22 protein-coding genes are annotated in these 19,889 nt (G+C 65.1%); 15 read left to right on the plus strand and 7 right to left on the minus strand.

All coding sequences use genetic code 11. The annotated features are described in order from the left end of the window. Positions 1 to 31: 31 nt before the first annotated feature. Positions 32 to 952, minus strand: coding sequence for an SDR family oxidoreductase (locus AC097L_RS06480; RefSeq protein WP_479585446.1), 921 nt, complete (start codon positions 950 to 952; stop codon positions 32 to 34). Between the two features lie 186 nt (positions 953 to 1,138). Here AC097L_RS06480 and AC097L_RS06485 point away from each other — a divergent pair, with 186 nt between their 5' ends. The 11 genes from AC097L_RS06485 (at position 1,139) to AC097L_RS06535 (ending at position 10,531) form a co-directional block, all read left to right on the plus strand. Further along, positions 1,139 to 2,191 carry a CDP-6-deoxy-delta-3,4-glucoseen reductase gene (locus AC097L_RS06485; RefSeq protein WP_479585447.1) on the plus strand — a complete coding sequence of 351 codons (1,053 nt, stop codon included), beginning with the start codon at positions 1,139 to 1,141 and terminating at the stop codon, positions 2,189 to 2,191. 2 nt (positions 2,192 to 2,193) lie between these two features. Then, positions 2,194 to 3,108 carry a LysR family transcriptional regulator gene (locus AC097L_RS06490; protein WP_479585448.1) on the plus strand — a complete coding sequence of 305 codons (915 nt, stop codon included), beginning with the start codon at positions 2,194 to 2,196 and terminating at the stop codon, positions 3,106 to 3,108. A 182-nt stretch (positions 3,109 to 3,290) separates the two neighbouring features. Further along, a complete protein-coding gene (gene madL, locus AC097L_RS06495) occupies positions 3,291 to 3,704 on the plus strand; it encodes a malonate transporter subunit MadL (protein WP_479585449.1) in 414 nt (137 codons plus the stop codon). Between the two features lie 5 nt (positions 3,705 to 3,709). Next, entirely contained in the window at positions 3,710 to 4,474 is a 765-nt protein-coding gene (madM, locus tag AC097L_RS06500) for a malonate transporter subunit MadM (RefSeq protein WP_479585450.1), read from the plus strand. 10 nt (positions 4,475 to 4,484) lie between these two features. Then, a complete protein-coding gene (gene mdcA, locus AC097L_RS06505) occupies positions 4,485 to 6,164 on the plus strand; it encodes a malonate decarboxylase subunit alpha (protein ID WP_479585451.1) in 1,680 nt (559 codons plus the stop codon). 13 nt (positions 6,165 to 6,177) lie between these two features. After that, positions 6,178 to 6,519, plus strand: coding sequence for a malonate decarboxylase acyl carrier protein (gene mdcC, locus AC097L_RS06510; RefSeq protein ID WP_479585452.1), 342 nt, complete (start codon positions 6,178 to 6,180; stop codon positions 6,517 to 6,519). Further along, positions 6,516 to 7,388 (plus strand): biotin-independent malonate decarboxylase subunit beta, encoded by an 873-nt coding sequence (locus tag AC097L_RS06515; protein ID WP_479585453.1) that lies wholly within the window; start codon positions 6,516 to 6,518, stop codon positions 7,386 to 7,388. Before mdcC ends, AC097L_RS06515 begins: the two co-directional genes overlap by 4 nt. Next, positions 7,385 to 8,086 carry a biotin-independent malonate decarboxylase subunit gamma gene (locus AC097L_RS06520; RefSeq protein ID WP_479585454.1) on the plus strand — a complete coding sequence of 234 codons (702 nt, stop codon included), beginning with the start codon at positions 7,385 to 7,387 and terminating at the stop codon, positions 8,084 to 8,086. Before AC097L_RS06515 ends, AC097L_RS06520 begins: the two co-directional genes overlap by 4 nt. Beyond that, on the plus strand, positions 8,083 to 8,763 hold the full coding sequence (gene mdcG / locus AC097L_RS06525; RefSeq protein WP_479585455.1) for a malonate decarboxylase holo-[acyl-carrier-protein] synthase: 681 nt from the start codon (positions 8,083 to 8,085) through the stop codon (positions 8,761 to 8,763). The genes AC097L_RS06520 and mdcG overlap by 4 nt, the downstream gene beginning before the upstream one ends. Beyond that, positions 8,760 to 9,629, plus strand: coding sequence for a triphosphoribosyl-dephospho-CoA synthase MdcB (gene mdcB / locus AC097L_RS06530; protein ID WP_479585456.1), 870 nt, complete (start codon positions 8,760 to 8,762; stop codon positions 9,627 to 9,629). Before mdcG ends, mdcB begins: the two co-directional genes overlap by 4 nt. Continuing rightward, positions 9,626 to 10,531, plus strand: coding sequence for an acyltransferase domain-containing protein (locus AC097L_RS06535; protein ID WP_479585457.1), 906 nt, complete (start codon positions 9,626 to 9,628; stop codon positions 10,529 to 10,531). The genes mdcB and AC097L_RS06535 overlap by 4 nt, the downstream gene beginning before the upstream one ends. A 69-nt stretch (positions 10,532 to 10,600) precedes the next feature. Here the strand turns inward: AC097L_RS06535 and AC097L_RS06540 are convergent, their stop codons facing one another. Continuing rightward, entirely contained in the window at positions 10,601 to 10,852 is a 252-nt protein-coding gene (locus AC097L_RS06540) for a hypothetical protein (RefSeq protein WP_479585458.1), read from the minus strand. Between the two features lie 360 nt (positions 10,853 to 11,212). On the opposite strand from AC097L_RS06540, the gene AC097L_RS06545 reads away from it, so the two are divergent. Next, a complete protein-coding gene (locus AC097L_RS06545) occupies positions 11,213 to 13,102 on the plus strand; it encodes a diguanylate cyclase domain-containing protein (protein ID WP_479585459.1) in 1,890 nt (629 codons plus the stop codon). 40 nt (positions 13,103 to 13,142) lie between these two features. Here AC097L_RS06545 and AC097L_RS06550 read toward each other — a convergent pair whose 3' ends face one another. The 4 genes from AC097L_RS06550 to AC097L_RS06565 form a co-directional block, all read right to left on the minus strand. Continuing rightward, positions 13,143 to 13,466, minus strand: a complete 324-nt coding sequence (locus tag AC097L_RS06550; RefSeq protein WP_479585460.1) for a hypothetical protein — start codon at positions 13,464 to 13,466, stop codon at positions 13,143 to 13,145. A 162-nt stretch (positions 13,467 to 13,628) separates the two neighbouring features. Further along, positions 13,629 to 13,862 carry a hypothetical protein gene (locus tag AC097L_RS06555; protein ID WP_479585477.1) on the minus strand — a complete coding sequence of 78 codons (234 nt, stop codon included), beginning with the start codon at positions 13,860 to 13,862 and terminating at the stop codon, positions 13,629 to 13,631. Positions 13,863 to 14,035: 173 nt separating this feature from the next. Then, complete coding sequence (locus tag AC097L_RS06560; RefSeq protein ID WP_479585461.1) at positions 14,036 to 14,548, minus strand: hypothetical protein; 513 nt, start codon at positions 14,546 to 14,548, stop codon at positions 14,036 to 14,038. An 11-nt stretch (positions 14,549 to 14,559) separates the two neighbouring features. Further along, the gene (locus AC097L_RS06565; RefSeq protein ID WP_479585462.1) at positions 14,560 to 15,678 is read right to left on the minus strand and encodes a JmjC domain-containing protein; all 1,119 of its coding nucleotides are present in this window, start codon (positions 15,676 to 15,678) and stop codon (positions 14,560 to 14,562) included. Between the two features lie 122 nt (positions 15,679 to 15,800). On the opposite strand from AC097L_RS06565, the gene AC097L_RS06570 reads away from it, so the two are divergent. The 3 genes from AC097L_RS06570 to AC097L_RS06580 all read left to right on the plus strand — a co-directional run bounded on the left by AC097L_RS06570 (position 15,801) and on the right by AC097L_RS06580 (position 18,779). Further along, on the plus strand, positions 15,801 to 16,325 hold the full coding sequence (locus tag AC097L_RS06570) for an FKBP-type peptidyl-prolyl cis-trans isomerase (protein WP_479585463.1): 525 nt from the start codon (positions 15,801 to 15,803) through the stop codon (positions 16,323 to 16,325). 107 nt (positions 16,326 to 16,432) lie between these two features. Beyond that, positions 16,433 to 17,683: an MFS transporter gene (locus AC097L_RS06575; RefSeq protein ID WP_479585478.1), complete on the plus strand. Its 1,251-nt coding sequence runs from the start codon at positions 16,433 to 16,435 to the stop codon at positions 17,681 to 17,683. 1 nt (position 17,684) lies between these two features. Beyond that, the gene (locus tag AC097L_RS06580) at positions 17,685 to 18,779 is read left to right on the plus strand and encodes an NAD(P)/FAD-dependent oxidoreductase (RefSeq protein WP_479585464.1); all 1,095 of its coding nucleotides are present in this window, start codon (positions 17,685 to 17,687) and stop codon (positions 18,777 to 18,779) included. 58 nt (positions 18,780 to 18,837) lie between these two features. On the opposite strand, the gene AC097L_RS06585 is transcribed toward AC097L_RS06580, so the two are convergent. Beyond that, a complete protein-coding gene (locus AC097L_RS06585; RefSeq protein ID WP_479585465.1) occupies positions 18,838 to 19,758 on the minus strand; it encodes a sugar kinase in 921 nt (306 codons plus the stop codon). Between the last annotated feature and the right edge of the window lie 131 nt (positions 19,759 to 19,889).

Raw genomic sequence — 19,889 nt, forward strand, 5'->3', positions numbered from 1 at the left:
CTATCCCATATAAAGCATACGTTAGTAGCTATTATTTTGGGAGCAACCCCGAGGCGACCGTCGGATACCGCAAGCGCAGCCCCAAGGCGTTTTTCATGCGCGTGTTGTCCATGCGCCGCGACTCGGACATGAAGCTCAGCAGCATCAACGACAACTGGCCCTGCGCCGCATTGCGCGGCACGCGGGGCGGGCGCGGCAGGCCGTACAGGTCGGCGGCAAAGTCGAAGTAGTCGCCCATGCGCATCGCGCTGTCGTCGTTGACGTTGTAGATGCGCTGCGGCTGGCCACGCCATAGGGCGGCCACGCAGGCCCGGGCCAGGTCGTCGGCGTGGATGTGGTTGGTGTACACGTCGTCGGCGCGCTCCAGCACCGGTGTGCCTTTGCGCAGCCGGGCCTCGGGCGTGCCGCCTGCGCGGTCGGGGGCGTAGATGCCGGGAATGCGCAGGATGCTGGTGCGCACCCGGCTGGCCCGGCGGCCCAGCAGGCGTACCGCGGCTTCGGCAGCCACCCGGCGCTGGGCGCGCGGCGTGGTGGCAGACAGCGTGCGGGTCTCGCTCACCACCGCACCCTGGCAGTCGCCATAGACACCGCTGGTAGACCCGTAGACCAAGGCCCTGGGCGGGCTGCGCAACTGCAGCGCACGCAGCAGGCTGCGGGTGCGGGGGTCGCCAAAGCCTTCGTTGGGTGGCGGCGCCAAATGCAGCACGCGGGTGGCCAGGCCCGATAGGCGCAGCAAGGTGCGCGCGTCGTCCAGGTTGCCGCACAGGGGCGTGATGCCTTGGGCCCGCAAAGCCGGGCGGCGCTCAGGGCTGGAGGTCAGCGCCAGCACGCGCACCGGGCGCGGCAAGCAGGCAGCAGCGCGCTGGCCGACATCGCCGCAGCCAATGATCAGCAGGCGCTCACGCCTGAAGCGCGCGGGCAATGCGCCTAGAGGGGTTTGGTTTGAAGGCAAAATCAGATGGATTAAAAACACCCCCAGGCTACACACTTCGTGTTTTCGACAACCCCCTTGCAGGGGGCGAACCCAGTGGCCCGGCAAAGCCGGCTCCACGGGTTCCTGGCCTGAAAACCTCTGTCTGTAGCGCCGTGGGTGGTATTGACAAAAATATGCGTTGAATACCCAAGGATACCGAACCCCATGACCCATCCCGTCCCCACCCCGCAAGCCTTCAGCATCACCGTGCAGCCCAGTGGCCGCAGCTTTGCCGCCACCGCCATGGAGTCCATCCTGGCCGCCGGTATCCGCCAGGGCATTGGTCTGCCCTATGGCTGCAAGGACGGTGCCTGCGGCTCCTGCAAATGCAAAAAGCTCGAAGGCATGGTGTTCCACGGCCCGCACCAGAGCAAGGCCTTGAGCGAAGAAGAGGAAGCCGCCGGCCTGGTGCTGACCTGCTGCGCCATGCCGCTGACCGACGTGGTGCTGGAGTCGCGCCAGGTCACCGACGAGAGCGCCTTTCCGGTCAAAAAAATGCCCTCGCGCGTGACCACGTTGGAGAAGGTGTCGGACGACGTGATGGTCCTCAAGCTGCAACTGCCCGCCAACGACACCCTGCGTTACCACCCCGGCCAGTACATCGAATTCATCCTGCGCGACGGTGCCCGGCGCTCCTACAGCATGGCCAACGCGCCGCACACCGGCCCAGCGGTGGAGCTGCACATCCGCCACATGCCCGGCGGCAAGTTCACCGACCATGTGTTCGGCACGATGAAAGAAAAGGAAATCCAGCGCATCGAAGGCCCCTACGGCAGCTTCTACTTGCGTGAAGACTCGGACAAACCCATCGTGCTGCTGGCCTCCGGCACCGGCTTTGCGCCCATCAAGGCCATCATTGAGCACATGCAGCACAAGGCTATCACCCGCCCAGCTACGCTGTACTGGGGTGGTCGCCGCCCCAGCGACTTGTATTTGAACCACTGGGTACAGGCGCAACTGGCCGAGATGCCGAATCTGCGCTACGTGCCGGTGGTCTCTAACGCGCTACCTGAAGACGGCTGGACCGGCCGCACGGGTTTCGTGCACCAGGCGGTGCTACAAGACCTGCCAGATCTGTCCGGCTTTGAAGTCTATGCCTGCGGCGCGCCCATTGTGGTCGACTCGGCCCAGGCCGCGTACACCGCCCAGGCCGGACTGCCGCCAGAGGCCTTTTTTGCGGATGCGTTCACCAGCGAGGCTGACAAAGCCCCCGCCTGACCATGGCCACGCGCGTCGAAGACGACATCACCTTCCGCAGGCTGGAGATCTTTCTGGCCTTTATGCAGGAAGGCAATCTGACGCGCACTGCCGAAGTGCTGGACACCAGCACGGTCAGCGTGCACCGGGCCTTGCATGCCCTGGAAGAAGGCCTGCGCTGCGCGCTGTTTCGCCACGAAGGCCGCAATCTGATTCCTACGCAGGCCGCGCAGGTGCTGGCCGAAGCCGCCAAGGACGTGTTGCACCTGATGGCCCAGGGCGTGCGCGCCACCCGCCAGGCGGCAGGCTACGCATCCGACCAGATCCGTATCGGCTCGCTGTATTCGCTGACTATCAAGACCGTGCCGACCCTGCTGATTGCCCTGAAGGTGCGTAAACCCGAGCTGCAGCCCGAGCTGGTGCTGGGCTCAAACGCCGTGCTGCTGCACAAGCTGGCCCAGGGTGCCATCGACGCGGCGCTAATGGCCATTCCCGAGGATGCGCCCGACATCGAATCGCTGCCGCTGTTCGAAGACGACATCTACTTTGCCGCACCGGTCGGCTCGCGCTACGCCAACATGGCTGCTGTCGATTTGAGCAGCTGTGCCGATGAGCGCTTTGTCAGCCTGTCCGAGGGTTTTGCTACCTACAAGGGCTTCCAGGAAGCCTTTCGCATCGCCGAGTTCACGCCCAACGTGGTGATGCAAACCGGCGATATTTTTTCGCTGATGAACCTTGTCAGCGGCGGCCTGGGCTGCACCCTGCTGCCGGGCCGGGTGCGCGATGTGTTCCAGCACAAGGTGCAGATGATTCCGCTGCAAGCCAAGTACTCGATGCGCCAGACGATTGGCCTGAGCTTTCTGCGCACGCGGGAGCGCGACCCCAATCTGCTGAGCCTGCTGTCGGTCTGCCGCCTGTCCCAAGCCAGCCTGGCCTGAGCGCGGGCAGCGCTCGGGTAAACCCCCGATCGTTTCACCTGCCGTAAACATCCCCACCCGCGGTTAATTGTTCTATTGCGGCTTGCTCGGTACATTCCATTCCGAGAAGCCCAGCCGTGCCCTATCCGCTTGGCAAGGCTTCTAAAAATAGCGCTGACATGCGCCATAACCAGGAGACAGACATGATCATTTACGGCACCGCACTGCTGGCAGCCTGCCACTTGCTCGGTATTTTTTTAGGCGACCTGCTGGGCCAGGCCATGGGGGTCAAAACCAATGTGGGCGGGGTGGGCATCGCCATGCTGCTGCTGATTTTTGCGCGCCTGTACATGCAGAAGAAAAACATTCTGCCCAGGCTCACCGAGGTGGGTGTGGAGTACTGGGGGGCCATGTACATCCCGGTGGTGGTGGCCATGGCGGCCCAGCAAGACGTGGTGTCGGCCCTGCGCGGCGGGCATCTGGCGCTGTTGTCGGCGCTGGGTGCGGTGGGCTTGTGCGCCGTCGTTATCTCCTTGATCAACCGCATGGAAAAGCCGCCTGAAGAGGCCGATGCCGCCGCGCTGCCCACGGCAGTACCCACCCCCCACGCAAAGTAAACACCATGCTCGAAATTCTGCAAAAAGCCGCCGCCAGCAACGGCCTTGTCACCGCCTTCGCCATCGTCGGCCTGGTGGTCTTGCTGTCCAACTTTCTGTCGCGCAAGCTGACCTTTGGGCGGGTGCATGGCTCGGCCATCGCCATCGTCATCGGGCTGTTGCTGGCCTACTGGGGTGGTACCCAAACCGGCGGACACAAGGGCCTGGCCGACATGTCGCTGTTTGGCGGCATCGGCCTGATGGGCGGTGCCATGCTGCGCGACTTCGCCATCGTCGCCACCGCCTTCGAAGTGCAGGCCACCGAAGCCCGCAAGGCCGGTCTGATCGGCGTTGTGGCTCTGCTGCTGGGCACGGTGCTGCCGTTCATCGTCGGGGCCAGCATCGCCTGGAGCTTTGGCTATACCGATGCCGTCAGCATGACCACCATCGGCGCGGGGGCCGTCACCTACATCGTCGGCCCGGTCACCGGTGCAGCCATTGGGGCCAGCCCCGACGTGATGGCGCTGAGCATTGCCACCGGCCTGATCAAGGCGATTCTGGTGATGGTGGGCACCCCGGTGGCTGCGCGTTTTCTGCGGCTGAAGACCCCCCGCTCAGCCATGGTGTTTGGCGGGCTGGCAGGCACCGTGAGCGGTGTATCGGCCGGGCTGGCCGCCACCGACCGCAAGCTGGTGCCCTACGGCGCGCTGGTCGCTACTTTCCACACCGGCCTGGGCTGCCTGATGGGCCCGTCGGTGCTGTTTTTTGCCACCAAAGCTCTGGTGGGTTAAGGATCACGCCATGGACCGTTTGAACTGGAATACCAAGGCCGACAACCGCGCCGCCCGGCTGGCCCGGGCTGCCCAGGCGCTGGGGCCGCAGCTGCGTGGCAAGCATGTGGCCACAGAGGCCATCGGCGCGCTGCTGGAGGCCGTGATCGAGCCCGGCGACCGCGTCTGCCTGGAGGGCAACAACCAGAAGCAGGCCGACTTTTTGGCCCAGGCCCTGGTGCAGGTCGATTCACAAAAAATCCACGATCTGCACATGGTGCAATCCGTGCTGGCACTGCCGGAGCACCTGGATATTTTTGAGAACGGCGTGGCCAGCAAGCTGGACTTTAGCTTCTCTGGTCCGCAGGGCGCGCGGCTGGCACGGCTGGTGTCCACCGGGCGCATCCAGATCGGTGCCATCCACACCTACCTGGAGCTGTTTGCCCGCTATTTTGTGGACCTGACCCCCAAGGTGGCGCTGGTGGCAGCCCACGCGGCCGATGCCGAGGGCAACCTCTACACCGGCCCCAACACCGAGGACACCCCGGCCATCGTCGAGGCCACGGCCTTCTCGGGTGGCATCGTTATTGCCCAGGTCAACGAGCTGGTGGACGGCAACACCACGCTGCCACGCATCGACATCCCCGCGGGCTGGATCAGCTTTGTGGTGAAGGCCCCGCGCCCGAACCTGATCGAGCCGCTGTTCACCCGCGACCCGGCGCAGATCAGCGAAATCCAGGTGCTGATGGCCATGATGGCGATCAAGGGCATCTACGCCGAATACGGGGTGGAGCGGCTGAACCACGGCATCGGCTTCGACACCGCTGCCATCGAGCTGCTGCTGCCCACCTACGCGGAATCACTGGGGCTGAAGGGCAAGATCGCCAAGCACTGGGCGCTGAACCCGCACCCGGCGCTGATCCCGGCGATCGAAGCCGGCTGGGTCGAATCCATCCACTCCTTCGGCTCCGAGCTGGGCATGGAGGACTACATCCGCGCCCGCTCCGACGTGTTCTTCACCGGCCCGGACGGCAGCCTGCGCAGCAACCGCGCCTTCAGCCAAGCGGCGGGCCACTACGCCTGCGACCTGTTCATCGGCTCCACCTTGCAGATCGACCTGGACGGCAACAGCTCCACCGCCACCCTGGGCCGTATCGCCGGGTTTGGCGGCGCACCCAATATGGGGGCCGATGCCCGGGGCCGACGCCACGCCAGCCCGGCCTGGCTGAAAGCCGGGCGCGAGGCCCGCGCAGGCCGCAGCGGCGCAGCGGGCACGCCGCGCGGGCAAAAGCTGGTGGTGCAGATGGTGGAGACCTTCCGCGAACACATGCAGCCCGCATTCGTGGACCGGCTGGATGCCTGGACCTTGCAAGAGCAAGCCGGTATGGCCTTGCCACCCATCATGGTCTATGGCGACGACGTGACCCATATCCTCACCGAAGAAGGCATTGCCAACCTGCTGCTGTGCCGCAACGATGCCGAGCGCGAGCAGGCCATCCGTGGCGTGGCCGGGTATACGGCAGTGGGCCTGGCGCGTGACAAACGCGCGGTCGAAAACCTGCGCGACCGCGGCATCATCCGCCGCCCGCAAGACATGGGGATTGACCCGCGCGATGCCACCCGCAATCTGCTGGCTGCCCGCAGCATGCGCGACCTGGTGCGCGCCTCCGGCGGGCTGTACCAACCGCCCAAACGTTTCAGAAACTGGTAGGAGGAAGACCACCATGAGCGATATTCCCGCAGGGCTAGAGACCCTGGATTTTTCGTACGCTACAGGCCTGCCTGCGGGCGGCTTTGCACCCATCCTGGTCGGCGTGGTCGGCTCAGGCAACCTGGAAGTCATGCTGGAGGCCACGTCCGACACCGACTGCGCTGTGCGCGTCGAAACCTCGGCACGCGGCTTTGCCCCGATCTGGCAGGCGGTGGTGGACGACTTCCACACCCGCCACCCGATCACCGGCGTGCGCATTTCCATCCACGACATGGGGGCCACGCCCGCGGTCGTCAGCCTGCGCCTGGACCAGGCCGTGGCAGAACTCCCAGCAACTCCAGGGGCCTCCACATGATCAGCTATGTCGAATGCACCGCCCGCGAGCGCCTGGCCCAGGTGCTGGACCGTGGCAGCTTCCATGAGTGGCTGCCTCCGTCCGAACGCATCACCAGCCCGCACTTGGCCCAACTCGGCGTGCCCTCGGCCTTTGACGACGGCGTGGCGATTGGCCGCGCCACCCTGGACGGCCATTCCATCTTCGTAGCTGCCCAAGAAGGCGAATTCATGGGTGGCGGTGTGGGTGAGGTGCATGGTGCCAAGCTGGTGGGTCTGCTGCAGCGCGCGCTGCGCGACCGGCCCCAGGCCGTGCTGTTGCTAGCCGAATCCGGCGGTGTGCGCCTGCACGAAGCCAATGCCGGGCTGATTGCGGTGTCTGAAGTGATGCGTGCGGTGCTGGACGTACGGGCTGCGGGCATTCCGGTGATCGTGCTGATCGGCGGCGCCAACGGCTGCTTTGGCGGCATGGGCATCGTGGCGCGCTGCGCCGACCATATCGTGATGAGCGACGTGGGCCGCCTGGCCATGTCCGGCCCGGAAGTGATCGAAGCCAGCCACGGTGTGGACGAGTTCGATTCTCGCGACCGCGCACTGGTCTGGCGTACCACGGGCGGCAAGCACCGCTGGCTGACCGGCGATTGCGATACGCTGGTAGAAGACGATGTGGCGGCCTTCCGCCGCGCTGCCGTTGCGGCACTGCAAGCCGCCCGACCTGTCACCCTGGCTGCCTTGGAAGCCGAACATGCATTGCTGGCAGCGCGCCTGCAGCCCCTGGGCAGCGCCAGCGACGAAGCCACCGCCCTGTGGCAACGCCTGGGTATTGCCGACGCAGCCCGCGTACCGGACATGGATGTGGCCGAGCTCAACACCTTGGGAGTCAACGCATGAACTGGGACACCCTGGCCACCCAACTCTTCGGCCCCGAACACGGCATCACCGCCGAAGGCGACTTTCTGCAAGGCACCGCCACATTCGACGGGCAGCCGCTGGCGGTGCTGGGCACCACGAACCACGCGCCCATCGGTGTCCAACTGGCACTGGCCCAGGCCCGGGTGGTGCTGGACACCATTACGCGGCACCCAGGCCGCCCCCTCCTGCTGCTGATCGACACCCAGGGCCAGCAGTTGCGCCGACGTGACGAGCTGCTGGGCATCAACCGCGCCATGGCGCATCTGGGCATGGCCATCGACCTGGCACGGCGCAGCGGGCACCGGGTGCTGGGGCTGGTGTACGACCAGGCGCTGTCGGGCGGTTTCATCACCTCGGGCCTGATTGCCGATGCCTGCTACGCGCTGCCCGAAGCGGAGATCCGCGTCATGCGCATCCCCGCCATGGCCCGCGTTACCAAGCTGCCCGAAGAGATGCTGACGGCGCTGTCGCAGTCCAACCCCGTATTCGCCCCCGGCGTGGGCAACTATGTGGCCATGGGCGGCGTGCAAGCCCTATGGCAGGGTGACCTGCCCGCCGCCCTGCGCGAGGCGCTGGCGCATGCGCCCACGCAAGACCGGCGTGCCCTTGACGGTGCCGCACGCGGTGGCCGCAAGATGTCGGCTGCCGTGGTGCAACGGGTGCTGGATGCCGCATGACCCCCTTGCACCGCCACCAGATCGCATGGCTTTCTGATGCCGGCTGGCAGCAGGTGCTGTCCCAGACCTGGGATGCCACCGCACAGAAATGCCTGCAACACTGGGCCCGCGAGCGCCTGCCGCTGGTGGTCACGCGCCAGACCGCCAGCGAAATGCCGCACACCGTCGCTGTGGGCTTGCCCGCCCCGACGCGCTGGGACAAGCGGCGCATCGCGCTGGCCGTGCCGCGCAGTGCGGTGCTGTATTTCGACGCATTTCCCCGCGCCACTGAGGTGCAGTGCCTGCTGCCGCTGCCTGCCCGCACCGCGTGGCGCGGGCTGTGTGAACAGCTCAGCGCCAGCCACGCCGCAGCGCGGGTCTATGGCAGCTACGGCTGGCAGCGGCTGACCGGACTGGACCATGTGCATGGCGGCTCCGATATCGACCTGTGCATCGCTGTATCCGACCCCCACCAGGCAGATGCCGTTGCCGCGTTGTTGCAGAGTTGTGCCGTGCCGCGCGTGCGCCTGGACGGTGAGCTGGTGTTTGGCGACGGTGCCGCCGTGGCCTGGCGCGAATGGGCCGCTTGGCGGGCGGGCCGCAGCAGTGCCGTATTGGTGAAACGCCTGTGCGGTGCCACGCTGGAGCACGCACCGTTCTGGCAGAGCGCGCCGTCTTTGGCGGAGGCCATTGCATGAGGGCCGCCGTACTGCAGACAGTGCAGGCTTGGCCCCGGGCTCCTACCCCCCAGGCGATAGGCCGGGCGGCGACACGGGCGCTGTACCACGAGCTGGCCCTGTCCCCCAAACCCGGCCTGGTTACCCTGACCGACAACGGCAGCCACCGCGACATGGATGCGCAGACCTTTATGCGCAGCCTGTTCGCGCTGCGCGGCTACTTTGTGGCCATCGCCGAGCTGGGCCAGCAGAACGCCAATTTTGCGGCGCTGGAGCGCTGCGGCATCCAGGCCGAAGCCCATATGCTGGCGGCCACCGGCGGCATCAACACGCACCGAGGAGCCATCTTCATGCTGGGCCTGCTGTGTGCGGCGGCGGGGGCGGTGTTTGGTAGCGGCGCAACGCCCACCCCGGCGCGGCTGCGCCAGGCCTTGCGGTACCACTGGGGCGACGCGCTGGCAGCACGGGCTTCGCGAATGCCCACGCTACTCGGTGGCATTGCCGCGCAAAAACACGGTTTGCGCAGTGCCTCGCAAGAGGCGGCGCTGGCGTTTCCGGTGCTGTTCGAAACGGCGGTACCGGCCTTGGCTGCGGGGCTTGTACGGGGCCTTTCACCTGCGCAGGCGCGCCTGGACACCCTCTTCCACGTGATGGAGGTGCTGGATGACAGCAACCTGGCACACCGGGGCGGGCTGCAGGGCTTGCGCTACGCCCGGCAGTCAGCCCGCGATTTTCTGGCTGCAGGCGGGACCGCCCGCCCTGGGGGCATGGAGGCCGCCCAGGCCATGGGCCGCGAATTCCAAGCCCGCAACCTGTCGCCCGGCGGCTCCGCCGACACCCTGGCCGCCGCCTGCTGGATGGTCCAGCTCTGTGCCCCCACGCCATGAGCTTCGCGCTGGTCTTCAGCGGCCAAGGCATGCAGCACCCGGCCATGCTGCCCTGGCTGGCCACCGATAGTGCGTTGGTACGTCTGACCTGTGCACGGCTGGGCGTGGAGGACTGGCGCAAAGCTCTGGAAGACGTTGGCTGGGCCGCCAGCAACCGCCATGCGCAATGCCTGCTGACCGGGCTGGGGCTGGCAGCCTGGCAGCAACTTGCCGCAGACCTGCCGCCCCCGGCTGCCATTGCCGGTTACAGCGTAGGCGAGCTGGCCGCCTTCAGCACCGCCGGGGTGTTCGATGCCGCCACGGCGCTGGCCCTGGCCCGCGACCGGGCCGAGGCGATGGACCGCTGCGCCAACGATACGCCAGGCGGCTTGCTAGCCGTCAGCGGGTTGGCGATGCCTTTGCTTGAGGCACTCTGCCATGTGACCGGCGTGGCCGTGGCCATCCGCAACGGGGTGGACAGCGCGGTCATTGGCGGTCCGCATGCCGCGCTGGCGCAGGCCGAAAGCCTGGCCTTGCAACAGAACGCGCACTGCACCCGCCTCAAGGTGCAGGTTGCCTCGCACACGCCCTGGATGCGGGCCGCGGCCGACAGCTTCGCCCAGACCCTGGCCCCGCTGCCATTCCAGCGGCCACGCAGCGCACTGTTTAGCAATGCGGCCGACCGCATTCTGGATGCAGCGCAGGCCAAAGCGGCTCTGGCCGCGCAAATCGCCCAGACCGTACGCTGGGACGAGTGCATGGACAACCTGGCCGCGCGCGGGGTGGGCTGTGTGCTGGAGGTCGGCCCAGGGCAGGCATTGGCGCGCATCTGGAACCAGCGTTATCCCGAGATTCCGGCCCGCGCCTGCGACGATTTCCGCAGCGCCGCCGCCGTCGTGGCCTGGGTTTGCAACCAAAGCTGAACGGCGCTAACCGCCCCAACGCAAAAAGCCCACCGTGTCACCACGGTGGGCTTTTTGCATCGGGCCGAATTACGCGGCGTGGGCGATCTTGTGGGCGTGGACGGGGTGGTGTACCACCTTCACCTGGTGCTTCACGACCTTCTTGGCTGGCGTATGCTGGACCACGCGGTGGTGTGCGTGCTTGGTGGGTGCCACCACCGGCTTGGCGATGGCCGGGGCAGCCGGTGTGGCCGATGTAGCAGCAGCTGCAGGGGCCTGGGCAAAGCTGGCCGCGCTAGTAGCAGCAAAAGCGAGGGCGGCGATCAGGGTCTTGACTTGCATGGTGGCTCCTTGGAGGCGTTGAAAATGGCAGGGTTTTAGCGTCTTTATGGAGTGTTGATGTCCATGGATATGCAACGCCCCGGCACCGGCCACAGGCCGACGCGGTACCTGCAAAGTTTTGTAATCCTGCAGCCGGACACACGCACTGCCGGGTAGCCGATGGGCCCAGCCTATTTTTAGTACCTTTTAGGCTTCTAGCGCATATTATTTATACATTTATTGCTATATTAATAATAGCAACTGACAAGACACCTATCTTCAGCGCTTCCAAAGATTCGGTACATAAATCCACGCAGCGGCCCAATATCCAACAAAATCCAAGTTTTCACCGCAGGCTGCACCTTGCCAATCTCCACCACTATGCGACTCCTTTTTCTCGGTGTGCGGCCCTGGGCTGTGTGGTTGTGGGTGTGCCTGGTCGCCATGGCCGCCCTGCTTTGCAATCCTGTGGCGGCACAAACCAAGGCCTGGCCGATCGGTACCGAAGCACATTACCCGCTGGGCCCGGCAGTGGCTGCACTGGAAGACCCCAGCGGCCAACGCACGCTGGAGCAGATTTTGCAGGCCGATCAGCAGGCACAGTTTGTGCCCCTGGCCAGCCAGGGACGATCGGCCAACTTTGGCCTGACGCAGTCGGCCTACTGGCTACGCTTGACGCTGCAAGTTGCCCCCGAAGCCGCCAGCGCATGGCTGTTGGAGGTGGCCTACCCCACGCTCGACCAGATCACGCTGTACGCACCACAGGCCGGTGGCGGTTTCAAGCCCTTGGTGTCGGGTGACCAGATCCCGTTTGTCGACCGGCCATTGCCGCACCGCCATTTTGTGTTTCCCCTGCCACTGCAGCCCGGCAGCGTACAAACCCTCTACCTGCGGGTCGCATCCGAAGGCGCTGTGTCGGTACCGCTGGATCTTTGGCAGCCGGTAGCCCTGGTGCAGCAAGAACACTCAACCTACGCGCTGCTGGGCGCGTACTTTGGCTTGCTGGCCGGGCTGGTGCTCTACAACCTGCTGCTGTTTCTGTCGCTGCGGGACCGGCTGTACCTGCTCTACATCGGCTTTGCCCTCGGCATGGGCCTGACCCAGTGGGGTATCACCGGCTTGGGTGCCGAATTTATGTGGTCCCAGCATCCGCAGTGGCGGTACCTGGCCAACCTGTTCAGCCCGGCGGTAGGCGGGGTTTTTGCGCTGCTGTTTACCCGCGCGTTTTTGGCCCTGCCCGCGCATGCGCCCCGGCTGGACCGTGGGGTGCTGGCGGTGGCCGGGCTGCTGGCGGCAACGGCCTTGGCCGTCATGGTGCTGCCGCCCCATACCAGCGCCTGGCTGCTGAACATCGCAGGCATCGTGTTCGCTGCCACCGTGGCGGTGGTTGGCATCACCAGCCTGGTGCGGCAGCGTCCCGGTGCGCGCTACTTCATGTTGGCATGGAGCGTATTGCTGGTCAGTATCCTGGTCAAAACCAGTTACAACCTGGGCTGGTTGCCCTCGTACCCCTGGCTCCGCCATGCGCTGTTGGTGGGGTCGGCGATGGAGATGCTGGTACTGGCGTTCTCACTGGCCGACCGGATTCGCCTGCAACGCAACACCACCATGGTGGCCCAGGCCAAGGCGCAATCCAGCGAAAAAGCCGTGGTGGCCGCCCTGCACGAAAGCGAACGGCGCCTGGAAGCCCGGGTACTGGAGCGTACCCACGCACTGGAAAAAGCCAACCACTTGCTGCAGCAAAACGAGCAGCAGTTGGCCCTGCAGGCCCACCACGACCCACTGACCGGCCTGGCAAACCGCAAGCTGCTGAACGACCGCTTGAACGTTGCCATGGCCCATGCCAAGCGCAACCAACAAGGTTTCGCGGTACTGATGCTGGATTTGGATGGCTTCAAGGCCGTCAACGACCAGTACGGCCACGCAGCAGGGGACACGGTACTGCAGTCACTCGCATTGCGCCTGACCTCGACCGTGCGCGGTGTGGACACCGTGGCGCGCGTGGGCGGCGACGAATTTGTACTGATCCTGGATGCCGTCAACAGTGCCGCCACCATGATGGCCATCGCCCGCAAAATCCGGGATGCACTGGCCATGCCTGTCACCCTGGAGTCGGGCGAGATGGTTGAAATTGGCACCAGCATCGGGCTGGCGATTTACCCGGTGGACGGTGCCAGCGCCGAGCAGCTGCTCACGGCAGCAGACCGGGCGATGTACGCGACCAAAAACTCACGCCATGCCGAGGCTGCCCAGCGGACCACGCCGCCCTAAGAACCGGTTCACGGTCTTACAACTTGTCTGCCATCCACACTCAGGGTTCTTTGGCCTGCACGTCGGTAACGTCTGCCTGGTCGGCCAGCGCACGGCCCACGCCAGAGCGGCTGCCGGGTGGCTTGGCCGCAGGCTGCCAGCGGCTGGCGGCCTGGGAGGCCCGGCTCCAGCCCGCACTGGGGTTCACGCGCATGACCCAAGGCACCATCGGCTGGCCGGTGAGCTTGGCCCACAGCGCGCGCAGCCCCCACAGCAAGGCCAACGCCACCACCACCAGCAACAGGCTGGCGAAAAACACCAAACCCATTGCCAACACGAGCGCGCGGACCACAAACCTCACCATACCGGTTACAAAATCTGCCACACATTTCTCCATGGTCTCAGGGCACATGCCTTGGACTTAAGGCTTATATGTGGTGGGCAAAGCCTGAAATGCAAGGACCGACCTTGTCGCTCATTGCCCCCCATAAATGATCGCCCATAAAAAAAGCCACCTTGCGGTGGCTTTTAAGCATTCTGGAAAGAATTACTTGGCAGCAGAAGCAGCGTCTTTGGCAGCGTCGACAGCGGTAGCAGCAGCGCTGGTAGCAGCGGCAGCAGCGTCGGTTGCAGCGGAAGCGGCAGCCTCAGCAGCAGCAGGAGCGGCAGGAGCAGGTGCTTCAACCACGGGTGCTGGTGCAGGAGCTGGTTCTTCTTTTTTGCCGCAAGCAGCCAAAACAACAGCAGCCATCAGAGCCGCGAGTACAAGCGATTTGTTCATTAGAAAATTCCTTAAAGACAGAGGGAGTAGAAACAATTTCCGGAAATCGTCAGCATAACTTTACGTATATGTGACCGAGAGAAAGCACTCGAGCTCTTTCAACTCAGCCCTCGATTATAAGCTTCTTCTTCTGCAATGCCCGAAAACCCTTACTCGTAATTACAACAAGCAAACTACAGACCCAGCGTGGAGGACGGGAACGCCGGGCTGCTTTTGCGCAGCCACTCCCCCTGCGCCTGTTGCAGCAAAACCCGCCGCTGGGGCTCCATGCCGCAGATGCCGCTGCTGTTTTCCAGGTCCAGGCGGCGCATCGTCCATACCGGGCTACACAGGGCGCTGGGCAGGTCTTGTGGGTCGGCATTGCGGCAGGCGCGGCAGTCGATCAGGTGGGACCAGGTGGTACGCCAGGCCACAAAACGGGCGTGGCGGCGCACTACCGCATCAAAGGATGCCGCCAGCATGGTGAACTGCCGCCCTGGCCGCGCCCAGACTTGTAAAGATGTGCAAACCTCACGTTCACCCAGCGGCCAGTCCTCAAAAGTCGGGTCGCTGATGACGATCTCGCGCCAACCCTCGTGGGCCGCACAGGCCAGGGCATCGCGCACCATTTGCTGAAACGCGACCCGCCCCAGAAAGCGGCCGGAGGGACGTTGGGGCATATCGGAGGTGGGCAGCAAGTCGTCCATAGCGAAGCCTTTCAGTGGGAATGCACCCAGCCATTGGCGCACCACGACAGCACCAGAGATCGCGCATCGGCGCTGGCACGGGCCAAATCTTTGGCCCCCAGTGTGCGCGCATCGGCCAGACGGCGCATCAGCGTGGCATCGCGCCCGGCGGCACGGAAGCTTTCGCCGTTGATGAAGATGTGCTGCGCGTCGTAGAACATGCGGCTGCGCGGGTCCAGGCTGACAGCACCCAGCGGCTCGGACGGCTCGTTGGCCTCGAACCAGACCTGCGCTTTGGGCTCGGTCAGCACCTCGCCCAGCGCACATTGCAAAGCCACGGGGTCGTCCAGCAGCTCTTGCAACGCAGTTTGCGCAAAGTCTTGCAAAGCTGCCGGGATGGCCCCTGGCGTATCGGTGGCGGGCTGGTCGGCATCGCTGTACAAGGCCTCGCCGACCGCATCCTCGGCCTCTTCGGCCATGCGCTGCATGAGTTCGCGGACCAGTTCAGCGCGCTTCGGGGCCCGAAAACCCACCGAGTAGGTCATGCACTCGCCCACCGCCACACCGTCGTGGGCGTAGCGCGGCGGCAGGTAAAGCATGTCACCGGGCTCCAGCACAAACTCTTGCTCGGGCACAAAGTGGGCCAGTATCTTCAGCGGTGCGCCATCTACCAGCGTCAGGTCTTTTTGCCGTCCGATGCGCCAGCGGCGCTGGCCGTGGGCCTGCAGCAGAAATACGTCGTAGCTGTCAAAGTGCGGGCCCACGCCGCCGCCGTCGGTGGCAAAACTGACCATCACGTCGTCCAGCCGCGCGTCAGGCACAAAGCGGAACTGTTGCAGCAGGTCGTGCACGGTGGCCGCATGGGTGTCCACACCTTGCACCAGCAAAGTCCAGCCGGGGGTTTTCAACGGCGGCAAGGCGCGGCGGGGCAAGGGGCCGTTTTTCATCTTCCAGCCTGCGTCGGTTTGGGTGATCAGCCGCGACTCGACTTCGTCTTGCTCGGCCAGCGCAAACAGCGCGCTGCGGTCCAGCAGCGCCTGGAAGCCCGGAATCGCCTGGCGGATCAGCAAAGGCTTTTTTTGCCAGTAGTCGCGCATGAATTGCTGCGGGCTGAGTCCGCCCAGCAGCGGCAAAATTTGGGTGGTATCCACAGAATTCCTTGAGGTATCGGTAAGATTTACGCTGCACCCTCTGTACAGCCCTTTGGGCGTACAGAGGTCTTGCGCAAGTCCTGTGTCATAAAGGCAGCTGCCTAAACTGCGACAATTCTCCTATGGAAATTACCCAACAATGTGTGGTCGCTCTGACCTGGACGCTCAAGGACACCCTGGGCGTGGAACTGGACGTGCTCGACGAGCCGGTCGAACTTTTAGTGGGCGGCGGCGATCTGCTCAAGAAAGTGGAAGATGAATTGCAAGGCCACGAGGTCGGCGATGTGCTGGAGCTGCACCTGGAGCCCGAGGAAGCCTTTGGCGACTTCAACGACCAGTTGATCTTCCTGGAAGCGCGTGGCCTGTTCCCCGAGGTGCTGGAAGAAGGCATGGGCTTTGAAGGCAGCGCCCTGCCCGAAGGCATCAGCCCCGAAGTGCCCCGCCACGGCCTGTACATCGTCTCCGAAATCTACCCCGAGCACGTGGTACTGGACGGCAACCACCCGCTGGCCGGCATGGCGCTGCGCCTGAAGCTGGGCGTGGCCGGTGTGCGCGAAGCCACCGAAGAAGAAATTGGCCGGGGCACCACTGGCACCAGTTTCTTCAACGTATCGTCCAGCGCCCCGGACGGCGACTACCTGCACTGAATTTCAAGCCAAATAGGCTGCTAGCGCATATACCTTCTACGCTAGCAGCTATTTAAACAGTAGCAATCGCCCGCCAGCAGCATCCTGGCGGCGGGCGGGCCTTTATGATGGTTGCATCGCAGCGTCTGCGATTTTTCAACCCTCCCCAAAGCCCCGCCTTGAATTCCCTTTTTGAACAACGCGCCTTCATGCGCCTGTGGATTGCGCGCGTGTTTGGCACGCTGGGCAGCCAGATTTTGATGCTGGCCGTGGGCTGGCAAATGTACGACCTGACCGCCAGCGCCTGGGACCTGGGCCTGGTGGGGTTGCTGCAGTTCCTGCCCGCCCTGCTGCTGTCGCTGGTAGCCGGGCACGTGGCCGACCGGGTCCACAGGGGCCGGATTGTGGCCACCTGCGTGGCCTTGCAGGCGCTGGTGGCCGTGACCTTGCTGTGGGTCACGCACGAACAGTGGGTCAGCCGCGAATGGCTGCTGCTGGTGTCGCTGGTGCTGGGTGCTGCCCGGGCCTTTCAGATGCCAGCGCAGCAAGCCCTCACGCCGCTGCTGGTGCCCCCTGCCCTGCTGCCGCAGGCGATGGCCATGAGCGCAGCGGGTATGCAAGCGGCCACCATCGGCGGCCCGGCGCTGGGCGGGGCCATTTTTCTAGCCGGAGCCAGCGCGGTGTATGCCAGCGGCGTGCTGCTGTTCGGCGTGAGCGTGGTGTTGCTGGCCGGCCTGCGCTACGAGCATGTGCCGCCACCGCGAGAACCCATGACGGTACGCAGCGTGCTAGCCGGGGTGCATTTCATCTGGGAGAAAAAAACCATTCTGGGCGCGGTGTCGCTGGACCTGTTTGCCGTGTTGCTGGGTGGGGCCACAGCCCTGCTGCCGATGTTTGCCAAAGACATCCTGCACACGGGGCCCTGGGGCCTGGGCTTGCTGCGTGCCTCCCCGGCGGTGGGGGCGCTGCTGGTGTCCATCGTGCTGGCGCGTTGGCCGCTGCAACGCAAAGTAGGCCGCACCCTGCTGCTGGCCGTGGGGCTGTACGGCATTTGCATGCTGGTGTTTGGCGCGTCCACCAGCCTGGTGCTGTCGCTGGCGGCGCTGGGGATCTCGGGCGGTGCCGACATGGTCAGCGTGGTGGTGCGGCAGAGCCTGGTACAGCTGGAAACGCCGAATGCAATGCGTGGCCGGGTCAGCGCCGTCAACTCGGTGTTCATCGGTGCGTCCAACCAGTTGGGCGAGTTTGAATCGGGTGCTACCGCCGCGCTGCTGGGGCCGGTAGGCTCGGTGGTGCTGGGCGGCATCGGCACGCTCATCGTGGCGGTGCTGTGGCTGCGGCTGTTCCCCGGTCTGGCCCAACGCGACAAGCTGGGCTGAGATGGAGCAGGTCGATGCCGTGGTGATTGGCGCCGGTGTGGTCGGCATGGCCGTCGCCCGGGCGCTGGCCTTACAGGGCCGCGAGGTGCTGGTCATGGAAGCCGCCCACGCCATCGGCACCGGCACCAGTGCGCGCAACAGCGAAGTCATCCACGCGGGCATTTACTACCCGCCCGGCTCGCTCAAAGCACGGTTGTGCGTGCGCGGCAAACAGATGCTGTACGCCTACTGCGCCGAGCGCGGCATAGGCCACCAGCGCTGCGGCAAGCTGATCGTCGCCACCGATGCCGGGCAGCTAAACCAACTTGAACACATCCGCGCCCAGGCCGCTGCCAACGGCGTAGACGACCTGGTCCTGCTCGACCGTGCCGCCGCCCGCGCGCGGGAGCCGCAGCTGGAGTGCACCGGCGCGCTGCTGTCGCCCAGCACCGGCATCGTCGACAGCCACGCGCTGATGCTGGCGCTGCTGGGGGATTTGGAGCACGCCGGCGGAACTTTGGCACTAAATAGCCCGCTAGCGCAGATGGAATCTACACAAACAGCTATTATTTTGGAAGCAAATGACGGTAACCGGCTACGGGCCCGCAGCGTCGTCAACGCCGCCGGGCTGCACGCCCCGGCCCTGGCCTGCCGCTGCGTCGGGCTGGACGCGCGCCATGTTCCCAGGCCCTACTTCGCCAAGGGCAACTACTTCACCCTGGCGGGTCGCGCGCCCTTCCAGCACCTCATTTACCCCGTACCGCAAGCCGCCGGCCTGGGCGTGCACCTGACACTGGACCTGGGCGGCCAGGCCAAGTTTGGCCCCGACGTGCAGTGGGTGGACAGCCCCGACGACCTGGCGGTGGACCCGGCGCGCGGCGATGCTTTCTACGCCGAGGTACGCAAGTACTGGCCCGGCCTGCCCGATGGCGCGCTGCAGCCTGGCTACGCGGGTATCCGCCCCAAGATCCACGCCCCAGGCGAAGCAGCCCGAGACTTCCTCGTCCAGGGCCCGGCCGTACACGGCGTGCCAGGGTTGGTGAATTTGTTTGGGATCGAGTCGCCGGGCTTGACGAGCTGTTTGGCGCTGGGAGACCAGGTGGCAGGAATGCTTTAAAAATATAAAGAAAATAGGCTTCTAGCCCAAGTGATACCTACGCCGTTAGCTCTATTTATTAGAGCACCAGATCCACCATCGCCGCCAACGGAATCAAGGCACCCCGGTGCTGGATGACACGGGCGGCCAGGCGGTTGCCTTGGGTGGCGGCGGCGACCGTGCTGCCGCCTTGCAAACGCACCGCCAGGTAGCCTGCTGCGAAGGAATCTCCGGCGGCGGTGGTGTCCACGACCTTTTCGACCCGTTCGGTGGCGATGTCTTGCACGCCGCTGGCGGTGCGCACCAGGGTGGCATCGCGGCCCCGTTTGATGACCACCTCGGGGCATGGCAGGGCCGATGCGGCTTCCACGGCGGCTTCCAGCGTGGGCAAGCTGCGCAGAGCCTGTTCATCGTCGGCGGTGACCAGCGCGATGCTGGCCAGGCTGTAGGCGCGGTCAAAGCAGTCCAGTGCCTCGGTACGGCTGGGCCACAGGCGGGGACGGTAGTTGTTGTCAAACACCACGGTGGCCCCGCGTGCGCGCAAGCGGGCCATCACAGCGAACAGGCGCTCGCGGCCCGCAGCTGGCAGGATGGCGAGGCTGATGCCACTAAGGTACAGCGCGTCGATCTGGTCGGCTACCTGCTCCAGCGGAGTCTCGGGCCCATCGAAATAGGCCTTGGCCGCGCTATGGTCACGCCAGTAGCTGAAGCTGCGCTCGCCCTGGGCATCCACCTCGATCAAATACAAACCCGGCATGCGGTCCGGCAGGCGCTGCACCAACGAAGTGTCCAGCGCCTCTGCCTGCCAGCGATCCAGCAGGCCGGTGCTTAGGCCATCGTCGCCCAACGCGGTGGCGTAGCCGACCTCCAGGCCCGCCGAACACCGCGCCAGGTAGACGGCGGTGTTCAGCGTGTCGCCGCCAAAGCCTTGCTGCATGGAACCAAAGGCTTCGCCCTGAAGTTCCAGCATGCATTCGCCGAACAGTACGACGCGCGGCATTGCTTCAGGCTCCGATCAAACCCCGATATAGGCAGTCTTCACCGTAGTGAAGAACTCCTGCGCATAGCGGCCCTGCTCGCGCGAGCCATAGCTGCTGCCCTTGCGCCCACCAAACGGCACGTGGTAGTCCA

This window comes from Rhodoferax sp. RT5P35 (genome assembly GCF_056521385.1).

Coding starts and splice junctions, on each gene's coding strand:
- AC097L_RS06570 (WP_479585463.1), top strand. CDS start 15,801: ATGGAAATTACCCAACAATGTGTGGTCGCTCTGACCTGGACGCTCAAG.
- mdcB (WP_479585456.1), top strand. CDS start 8,760: ATGAGGGCCGCCGTACTGCAGACAGTGCAGGCTTGGCCCCGGGCTCCT.
- madM (WP_479585450.1), top strand. CDS start 3,710: ATGCTCGAAATTCTGCAAAAAGCCGCCGCCAGCAACGGCCTTGTCACC.
- AC097L_RS06490 (WP_479585448.1), top strand. CDS start 2,194: ATGGCCACGCGCGTCGAAGACGACATCACCTTCCGCAGGCTGGAGATC.
- AC097L_RS06580 (WP_479585464.1), top strand. CDS start 17,685: ATGGAGCAGGTCGATGCCGTGGTGATTGGCGCCGGTGTGGTCGGCATG.
- AC097L_RS06535 (WP_479585457.1), top strand. CDS start 9,626: ATGAGCTTCGCGCTGGTCTTCAGCGGCCAAGGCATGCAGCACCCGGCC.
- AC097L_RS06540 (WP_479585458.1), bottom strand. CDS start 10,852: ATGCAAGTCAAGACCCTGATCGCCGCCCTCGCTTTTGCTGCTACTAGC.
- madL (WP_479585449.1), top strand. CDS start 3,291: ATGATCATTTACGGCACCGCACTGCTGGCAGCCTGCCACTTGCTCGGT.
- mdcC (WP_479585452.1), top strand. CDS start 6,178: ATGAGCGATATTCCCGCAGGGCTAGAGACCCTGGATTTTTCGTACGCT.
- mdcG (WP_479585455.1), top strand. CDS start 8,083: ATGACCCCCTTGCACCGCCACCAGATCGCATGGCTTTCTGATGCCGGC.
- AC097L_RS06485 (WP_479585447.1), top strand. CDS start 1,139: ATGACCCATCCCGTCCCCACCCCGCAAGCCTTCAGCATCACCGTGCAG.
- AC097L_RS06520 (WP_479585454.1), top strand. CDS start 7,385: ATGAACTGGGACACCCTGGCCACCCAACTCTTCGGCCCCGAACACGGC.
- AC097L_RS06575 (WP_479585478.1), top strand. CDS start 16,433: ATGGTTGCATCGCAGCGTCTGCGATTTTTCAACCCTCCCCAAAGCCCC.
- AC097L_RS06555 (WP_479585477.1), bottom strand. CDS start 13,862: ATGAACAAATCGCTTGTACTCGCGGCTCTGATGGCTGCTGTTGTTTTG.
- AC097L_RS06585 (WP_479585465.1), bottom strand. CDS start 19,758: ATGCCGCGCGTCGTACTGTTCGGCGAATGCATGCTGGAACTTCAGGGC.
- AC097L_RS06545 (WP_479585459.1), top strand. CDS start 11,213: ATGCGACTCCTTTTTCTCGGTGTGCGGCCCTGGGCTGTGTGGTTGTGG.
- AC097L_RS06560 (WP_479585461.1), bottom strand. CDS start 14,548: ATGGACGACTTGCTGCCCACCTCCGATATGCCCCAACGTCCCTCCGGC.
- AC097L_RS06515 (WP_479585453.1), top strand. CDS start 6,516: ATGATCAGCTATGTCGAATGCACCGCCCGCGAGCGCCTGGCCCAGGTG.
- mdcA (WP_479585451.1), top strand. CDS start 4,485: ATGGACCGTTTGAACTGGAATACCAAGGCCGACAACCGCGCCGCCCGG.